We start from the raw sequence: 7,435 nt of genomic DNA, 5'->3' as shown, positions 1-7,435 counted from the left end.
CACCACCTCCGCGCCAGTGCTAGCTTTTCGTACCGTCACTTATTGCACTGAAAACGAGGAGACCCCTCGGCGCCCAGGGCCGCAGCGCGCGCGGCGTTGTCGGCCAGGCAGGGCGGATCGGAGCCCAGCAACTGCACACGCACCGGCACGCCCGCGGGGGTGCGGCTGCCGGCGGCCAGTTCGGGCACCACGCGCAGGAACACGCGCTCGGGCAGCAGGGTGTCGGTGACGCGGATGAACTCCGACACGCAGCGGTCGATGCCGCCCGCGCGCGTGAGGATGTCGCGCAGCACGTGGTCGAGCAGCCCCTCCATCGGCGCGAGCAGCAGGTGCTTCATCGGCCCCTCAGCGCGCCGCGAGCCGCCACAGCGAGGTGACCTCCCGCGCGCGGGCCTCGTGCAGCGGATCGGCAGCGTCACGCGACTTGGGGTGGCGCGGGCGCGCGTCCGCGCGGGCCAGCACGCGCAGGCCGGCGGCCTCCACCCATTCCTGCAATTCGGCGCGCGTGCGCAATCCCAGATGTTCAGCCAGGTCGGAGAGGATCAGCCAGCCCTCGCCGCCGGCTGCCAGGTGGTCCGCCAGACCGGCCAGGAAGCCGCGCAGCATGCGGCTGCCCTCGTCGTACACCGCGTGCTCGATGGGCGTGGCCGCGCGCGCGGGCAGCCAGGGCGGGTTGCACACCACGAGGGCAGCGCGCCCGGGCGGGAACAGGTCGGCGGCCAGTAGCTCCACCTGCGCCGACAGGCCCAGGCGGTCGAGGTTGTCGCGCGCGCAGGCCAGGGCGCGCGGGTCCATGTCGGTGGCCACGATGCGCCGCACGCCGCGCCGCGCCAGCACGGCCGACAGCACGCCGGTGCCCGCGCCGATGTCGAAGGCCAGCTCCGTGCCGGGCAACGGGGCCTGGGCCACGAGGTCCACGTATTCACCGCGCACGGGCGAGAACACGCCGTAGTGCGGGTGGATGCGGGCGCCGCCGAGGGCGGGAATTTCCACGCCCTTGCGGCGCCATTCGTGCGCGCCGACCAGCCCCAACAGTTCGCGTAGCGCCACGGCGGCGGGCTCGCCCGTGGCCGGGCCCCAGGCTTCGGCGCAGGCCGCGCGCGCGTCCGGCGCCCGGCGCAGCGGCACGCCGTAGTCGCCGTCGAGGGGCAGCAGCAGCATGCCGAGCACGCGCGCGCGCTGGGCCTGGGCCTGGCGGTGGCGGTGGAAGGCCTCAGAAGGGCTGGCCAGCGCGGGGCGGGCGTCTCCGCCCTTGCGCGGCCCGCGCGCGATGCGCCGCTCCAGCGCCTGCAGTAGCTGGCGCGCGTTGTGGTAGTCGCCGCGCCACAGCAGTGCCGTGCCTTCGCAGGCCAGCCGGTAGGCGGCGTCGGCGGACAGCGTGTCGTCGGCGGGCAGGACGCGCGCCGGGGCAGCGGTGCCGGACTCGCTGCGCCAGCGCGCGGTGCGCGGTGCGCCGCCCTCGCTCCAGTGGATGTAGGGGTGCGGCGCGGTCAGGGGCATGGAAGAAGCGGGTCCATCGGAAGATGAACCGCTTTTACCAGAACCGGGCACGGGCTCCCGATGGGGCAAGGGCGCCCCGGATGCAACCGAGGGTTCAACCTGGAATGCGGCGTTGCTCCTCCTTGCGGGCAAGTAGCCCGCCGCGTCGTCGCGTCTTGCCTGGCACCCCGATCACGGCACTGGCAGGCGCATCCAACTGCCGTTTCCAGGTTCAATAAACTTCAGGCACGAACATCTCCTGCGGCACGGGGTGCCGCAGGTAGTCCGGGTTGCGCACGCGCTCGGGCAGTGTGACCTCCGGATGCGGCACCTCGTGGTACGGCACCAGGGACAGCAGGTGGTGGATGCAGTTCAGGCGCGCCTTCTTCTTGTCCACCGCCTGCACCACCCACCAGGGCGCCTCGGGGATGTGGGTGCGCTCCAGCATGGTTTCCTTGGCGCGGGTGTAGTCCTCCCAGCGGCGGCGGCTTTCCAGATCCATGGGGCTCAGCTTCCACTGCTTGAGCGGGTCGTGGATGCGGCTGGTGAAGCGCAGGTGCTGCTCGTCGTCGGTGATGGAGAACCAGTATTTGACGAGCTGGATGCCGCTGCGCGCGAGCATCTTCTCGAACTCGGGCACCGAGCGGAAGAACTCCTCGTACTCGGCGTCGGTGCAGAAGCCCATGACGCGCTCCACGCCAGCGCGGTTGTACCAGCTACGGTCGAACAGCACGATCTCGCCCGCGGCGGGCAGGTGCGCCACGTAGCGCTGGAAGTACCACTGCGTGCGCTCGCGGTCGTTGGGCGCGGGCAGCGCGGCCACGCGGCACACGCGCGGGTTCAGGCGCTGCGTGATGCGCTTGATGGCGCCGCCCTTGCCGGCGGAGTCGCGGCCCTCGAAGATCACCACCATGCGGTGGCGCGTGGCGACCACCCAGTCCTGCAGCTTGACCAGCTCGCCCTGCAGGCGAAACAGCTCGCGGAAGTAGTTGCGCCGGGCCTCGCGGCTGCCGTCGACGCGGGCGATGCCGCTTGCGTCGTGGTGCAGGTCCTCGAGCTCCATCTCCAGCTCTTCGTCGAGGCCGTCGAGTATGTCTTCCTGCAGGCGCAGCAGGTCATGCGCGCTGGGCGGGGCGGGGGTGCGGTCCTGGGTCATGGGCGGGTCCTGTGCGTGCCAGTGAAAAACTGGCAACTTGCCACATGACGGTGTCATGCAAATGACACCGTGCTGCGGCAGGGCCCGCCCGGAAGGCTCAGGGCAGCGGACGCTGCAGGCGCACTTCCTCGATCTTGCAGCCGCCGACCACGGCGGTCTTGGCGGTGGTCATCTCGCGCTTGAAGCCGGCCAGCTCGTGAAAGCGCATGGCGCGCTCGTTGCGCAGCGGCACCCAGGCGGTGACGGTGGTGCAGCCCTCTTCCTGCAGGCCGTCGCGCGCGGCGTCCCACAGGGCCAGGCCAACGCCCTTGCTCCAATGCGTGGGAGCGGCGTAGATGGCCCAGATCTCGCCCGTGGTGGGGCGGGACTTCTCGTCGCGCGAGCGGTCGAAGCCGACGAAGCCGACTATCCTGTCGTCTTCGAGGGCCACGTGGACCTGGGGTTCGCAGTATTCGATGGCTTCGCGCCAGTAGGCTTGGCTTTTTTCGGGGGACATGGCCTTGAGCTGTGCTTGCGGCACTATGCCTTCGTAGGCGGCTTGGACGGAAAGGGAGTGGATTTGGGCGATCGCCTTGGCATCCCGCAGCGTGGCGGGGCGGACCTGGATACTCGGCATGGAAAACGGCTAACGAAATGGGTATTTCAGAAAATACGGGGAACGGGATTGTCGCCGCAAATCGTTTTCACGCCTCCACGCGGCGCCACGAACGTGTTTGCGATCTCCTTGGGGCTTGCAAACATGCTCCTGGGATCCGCATGAAACCGGACGATGATGCCGGCGATGGTCGTCGCAGCGACGGCGGCGGCGCGCGGCCGCGCCCCTGGCGGGTGCGGGTGGAGCCGTCTGGGCTGGCGTTCGACGCCAGCGCCGATGAATCCCTGCTGGAAGCAGCGGAAAAGGCCGGGGTAGAACTTCCCTCCTCCTGCCGCAATGGCACTTGCCGCACCTGCCTGTGCACCCTGCTGGAAGGCAGCGTGCGCTACCTGATCGCCTGGCCGGGCCTGAGCGCGGAGGAGAAGCAGGAAGGCTGCATCCTGCCCTGCGTGGCGCATGCGCAAAGCGACGCGGTGATCGAGCAGCCCTGGGCCATGGCCGCTTCCGCCGCACCACGCTAGTGCAGTGTTCGATGCTTGGCGGCACCAATAAACCTGGAAACGGCAGTTGGATGCGCCTGCCGGTGCCGTGATCGGGGTGCCAGGCAAGACGCGCCGACGCGGCGGGCTACTGCCCGCAAGGAGGAGCAACGCCGCATGGCGCGCCGAGCGCGGTGCTGGCAGGTGCATGGCGCTCTCACCCACGAGGTGAACCCCATCGAAGCCGTCAACGCTCGATTGCATGCGGCCTGGCAAGGGATGCAAAGCGGTCAACTGCCGTTTCCAGGTTAAAAGCGATGCGTTTTGGCGCAGGGCAAGGCGCAAACCACAGCGATAGCCGTAGCTATCGCGAGGATTTGCAACGCCGCCATGCGGTCAAAAGGCGCGGTTTTATGTGCTGCTCAGCGTTGAACACTGCACTAGTGCATCGAACACTGCACTAGCGCGCGCTGGCCTGCGGCGTCCGCGACGCGAAGGGCTTGTGCTGCGACATCCAGGTGAGGAAGGCGTCCAGCGGCATGGGCCGTGCGAAGTGGAAACCCTGCAGCTCGTCGCAGCCCAGGTAGCGCAGTTGCCGGGCCTCCTGCCCCTCTTCCACGCCTTCGGCCACCACCACGAGGCCGAGGTTGTGGCCCAGCGCGATGATGGCGCGGATGATGGCCAGGTCGGTCGGGTCGGTCAGCAGGTCGTGCACGAACGACTGGTCGATCTTGAGCTTGTCGATCGGGAAGCGCTTGAGGTAGGCGAGCGACGAATAACCGGTGCCGAAGTCGTCGATGGACAGCTTCACGCCCAGCGTCTTGAGGGCGATGAGCTGCGCCTCGGCGGCGCTGGCGTTGTCCATGAGGTGCGATTCGGTGATCTCCAGTTCCAGCCGCCCGGGGTTGCAGCCGCTGTCGCGCAGGCACTGCCGCAGGCCGTCGAGCAGGGCGGGGTCGGTGAGCTGCGCCGCCGACAGGTTGACCGAGATGTCGATGGCGCTGCGCCCCTCGGCCTCCCAGGCGGCGAGCCGCATGCAGGCCTCGCGCAGCACCCACATGCCGATGGGGCGGATCAGCCCCGTTTCCTCCGCCAGAGGAATGAACCGGCCCGGCTGCACGGCGCCCAGGTCGGGGTGCTGCCAGCGCAGCAGCACTTCCGCGCCCACCACATCGAGCGTCTGCGTGTCCACGCGCGGCTGGTAGTGCAGATGCAGCTCGCCACGCTCCAGGGCGTGGCGCAGGTGGTGCTCCAGCGTCTGGCGCTGCTGGACCAACAGGTCGATCTCGGGCGCGTAGAAGCTCACCATGTCGCGCCCGCCGGACTTGGCCTGGTACATGGCGGCGTCGGCACGGCGCATCAGGTCTTCGGTGCTGGCGCCGTCGAGCGGGTAGAGGGCCACGCCGACGCTGCACGACACCTGCAGATCGTGGCCTTCGACGTGGTGCGACTGGCGGATCAGCGGGATCAGGCGGTGCTCGACCACGTGGCGCACCTCCTCGCGGTCGGTCACGTCGCGCATCACGACGACGAACTCGTCGCCGCCCAGCCGGCTCACGGTGTCGCCCGCGCGCACGGCGAGCTTCAGGCGCTCGGCCACGGAGCGCAGCAGGCCGTCGCCGATATGGTGGCCCAGGGTGTCGTTGATGCCCTTGAAGCGGTCCAGGTCGATGAACAGAACCGCCACCTTGCCGCCGTGCTGCGCCGCGTCGAACAGGGCCACCTGCAGGCACTCCACGCACAGCGAGCGGTTGGGCAGCTCGGTCAGCACGTCGTGCTCGGCCAGGAACTGCACGCGCGCCTCGGTGCGCTTGCGGTCGGTGATGTCCACCGAGATGCCGATGTAGTGCGACACGGGGCCTGGCTTGGGCACCTCGCGCACGGCCGACACCATGAGCCAGGCCGGGTAGGTCTCGCCCGAGCGCTTGCGAAACCGCACCTCGCCCTGCCAGGCGTCGCGCTCATCGATGGCCTGCGCGATGCGCTGGGCCAGGCCCGGGGCGTCGGGCTCGTCGAGCAGCATGGCGAACTGCTCGCCGAGCACCTCGTAGTAATCGTAGGACGTGCTGCGGCAGAAGGCGTGGTTGATGCTCAGCACCTTCTGCGCGGCGTCCATGATGATGATGCCCTCCGACGACGCCTCGAACACCTTGGCCCAGAGTTCGAGCCGACGCTCCATGAGCTTGAGCATGTTGATCGGCGTGAAGGCCGTGAGCATGGCGTCGCTCCCGCGGAACTGCAGCCGCCGCGCCGAGAGCACCGCCCATGAGGGCTCGCCCCCGCCGCCGAGCCAGCGCACCTCGAATTCGTCGACCTTGCCCTGGTCCGCCATGTGCTGGAAGAAGCGGCTGCGCACGCCCGGCTCCAGCCCCATGCGCCAGGGGTCGCTGGCGCAGTCGCCGAGCCAGGGCCGGGCCGGCGCATTCGCGTGCAGCACTTCGTGGTATGGAATGGAGGTGACCACCAGCGCGATCGGGATCGCCTCCACCATCTCCTGCTGCATGAGGGCGGCGCGGGCACTGGCGGCCAGCTCCTGCTGCGTCAGGCGCTCGCTGTCGAGCTGCGCGAGCATGTCGTTGAAGGCCACGACGAGCTGGCCGATCTCGTCGCTGCTGTGCCAGCGGGCGCGGCGCGTGTGGTCGCCGGTGCGCCGCACCTCGTCGGCCACGCCGGCCAGTTGGCGCAGCGGCCAGGCGATCTGCCGCGCCACCGCGTAGACCAGGCTCAGGATGCAGCCCAGCAGCAGCAGCGCCGTGCCCAGGTGCAGCCACATTCGCGCGAACTGCGCCGATTCGCGCTGGGCCAGCAGCCGGTCGAGTTCACGGGCCGTGGCGACCCATGTGCTGCCGAGCGCCTCCAGCGTCTGGGCATAGTCGTTCTGGAGCATGGCGAAGTCCGCCGTGCCCGCGTCGCTGCGGTCGGCGAGTTTGCGCATCTGGCCGAGGAACGCATCGGCCCGGCCTTCCAGCACCTCGCGGTGCGATGCCAGCGCGGCGCGCAGCGCCGGGGAGCCGGCGGCGAACACCTGGGTGAAGTCGGAGCGCATGCCCTGCCCCACCGCGTCGATGCGCCCGGCCAGCGTCAGCAGTTGGGTGCGGCGGTCGGCCTGCGACATGCTGCGCACGCCTTCCATCATGGCGGTTTCGTGCAGGGCCTCCAGCAGTTCGGGGAAGCGCAGCATCACGAGCGACATGGCGTAGTAGCTGTCGAGGTCGGGGTCGAGGATCAGGTTGGACTGGTTGCCCACCGTGGTCAGCAGTTCGCGCCCTCGGCGCAGCATGTCGCGCAGCAGCATGTCGCGCTGCGGGCCAGTGCCTTCGCGCAGCACCGCATCGCGGCTCTTCACGAAGGCCGCGCTCTGCTCGGTGGTGTGCAGCACCTCGTCGTGCGTGATGCGCACGCGCGCCAGTTGCTCCAGCGCCCGGGGCGCGGGCGCCGGGGCGCCGGGCAGGAAGGGCGACAGCAGCACGCTGCGCACCGCGTCGCTGTAGACCATGCCGACGATCTCCTTGCGCGTGAAATCGATCGACAGGTATTTCTCGTGGATCAGGATGCCCGACACATAGATCACCGCGGTCAGGTCGAGCGCATAGATGAGCATGAGCTTGCGCCCGACGCTGAGTCGGCCGAGCCAGCCCGTGAGGCGGTGCAGCAAAGACGAGGTCGGCGCGTCGTGGGCACGCACGCCGAGCGGATGGGAAATTTTGTCGTCCTTTCCGCCGGCGC

The 7,435-nt window shown here is 69.5% G+C and carries 5 protein-coding genes and 1 pseudogene; 1 reads left to right on the top strand and 5 read right to left on the bottom strand.

What is annotated here, in order from left to right; all coding sequences use genetic code 11:
* Window positions 1-62 precede the first annotated feature (62 nt).
* The 4 genes and pseudogenes from PY257_RS11175 to PY257_RS11160 all read right to left on the bottom strand — a co-directional run.
* Window positions 63-338: pseudogene (locus PY257_RS11175) on the bottom strand (tRNA-dihydrouridine synthase); the annotation flags it as partial.
* 7 nt (window positions 339-345) lie between these two features.
* Window positions 346-1,500: a class I SAM-dependent methyltransferase gene (locus PY257_RS11170; protein ID WP_275741765.1), complete on the bottom strand. Its 1,155-nt coding sequence runs from the start codon at window positions 1,498-1,500 to the stop codon at window positions 346-348.
* A 211-nt stretch (window positions 1,501-1,711) separates the two neighbouring features.
* Window positions 1,712-2,635, bottom strand: a complete 924-nt coding sequence (ppk2, locus tag PY257_RS11165; RefSeq protein ID WP_275741763.1) for a polyphosphate kinase 2 — start codon at window positions 2,633-2,635, stop codon at window positions 1,712-1,714.
* Window positions 2,636-2,732: 97 nt separating this feature from the next.
* Window positions 2,733-3,251 (bottom strand): GNAT family N-acetyltransferase, encoded by a 519-nt coding sequence (locus PY257_RS11160; protein WP_275741761.1) that lies wholly within the window; start codon window positions 3,249-3,251, stop codon window positions 2,733-2,735.
* A gap of 140 nt (window positions 3,252-3,391) precedes the next feature.
* Between PY257_RS11160 and PY257_RS11155 the strand changes: the two genes are divergently transcribed.
* Complete coding sequence (locus PY257_RS11155) at window positions 3,392-3,751, top strand: 2Fe-2S iron-sulfur cluster-binding protein (protein ID WP_275741759.1); 360 nt, start codon at window positions 3,392-3,394, stop codon at window positions 3,749-3,751.
* A gap of 418 nt (window positions 3,752-4,169) precedes the next feature.
* On the opposite strand, the gene PY257_RS11150 is transcribed toward PY257_RS11155, so the two are convergent.
* Window positions 4,170-7,394, bottom strand: coding sequence for an EAL domain-containing protein (locus PY257_RS11150; RefSeq protein WP_345799244.1), 3,225 nt, complete (start codon window positions 7,392-7,394; stop codon window positions 4,170-4,172).
* Window positions 7,395-7,435: the final 41 nt, after the last annotated feature.

This window comes from Curvibacter soli (assembly GCF_029211125.1).
GTDB lineage: Bacteria > Pseudomonadota > Gammaproteobacteria > Burkholderiales > Burkholderiaceae_C > Curvibacter_A > Curvibacter_A soli.
This window is presented reverse-complemented; position numbering and strand designations above follow the sequence as displayed.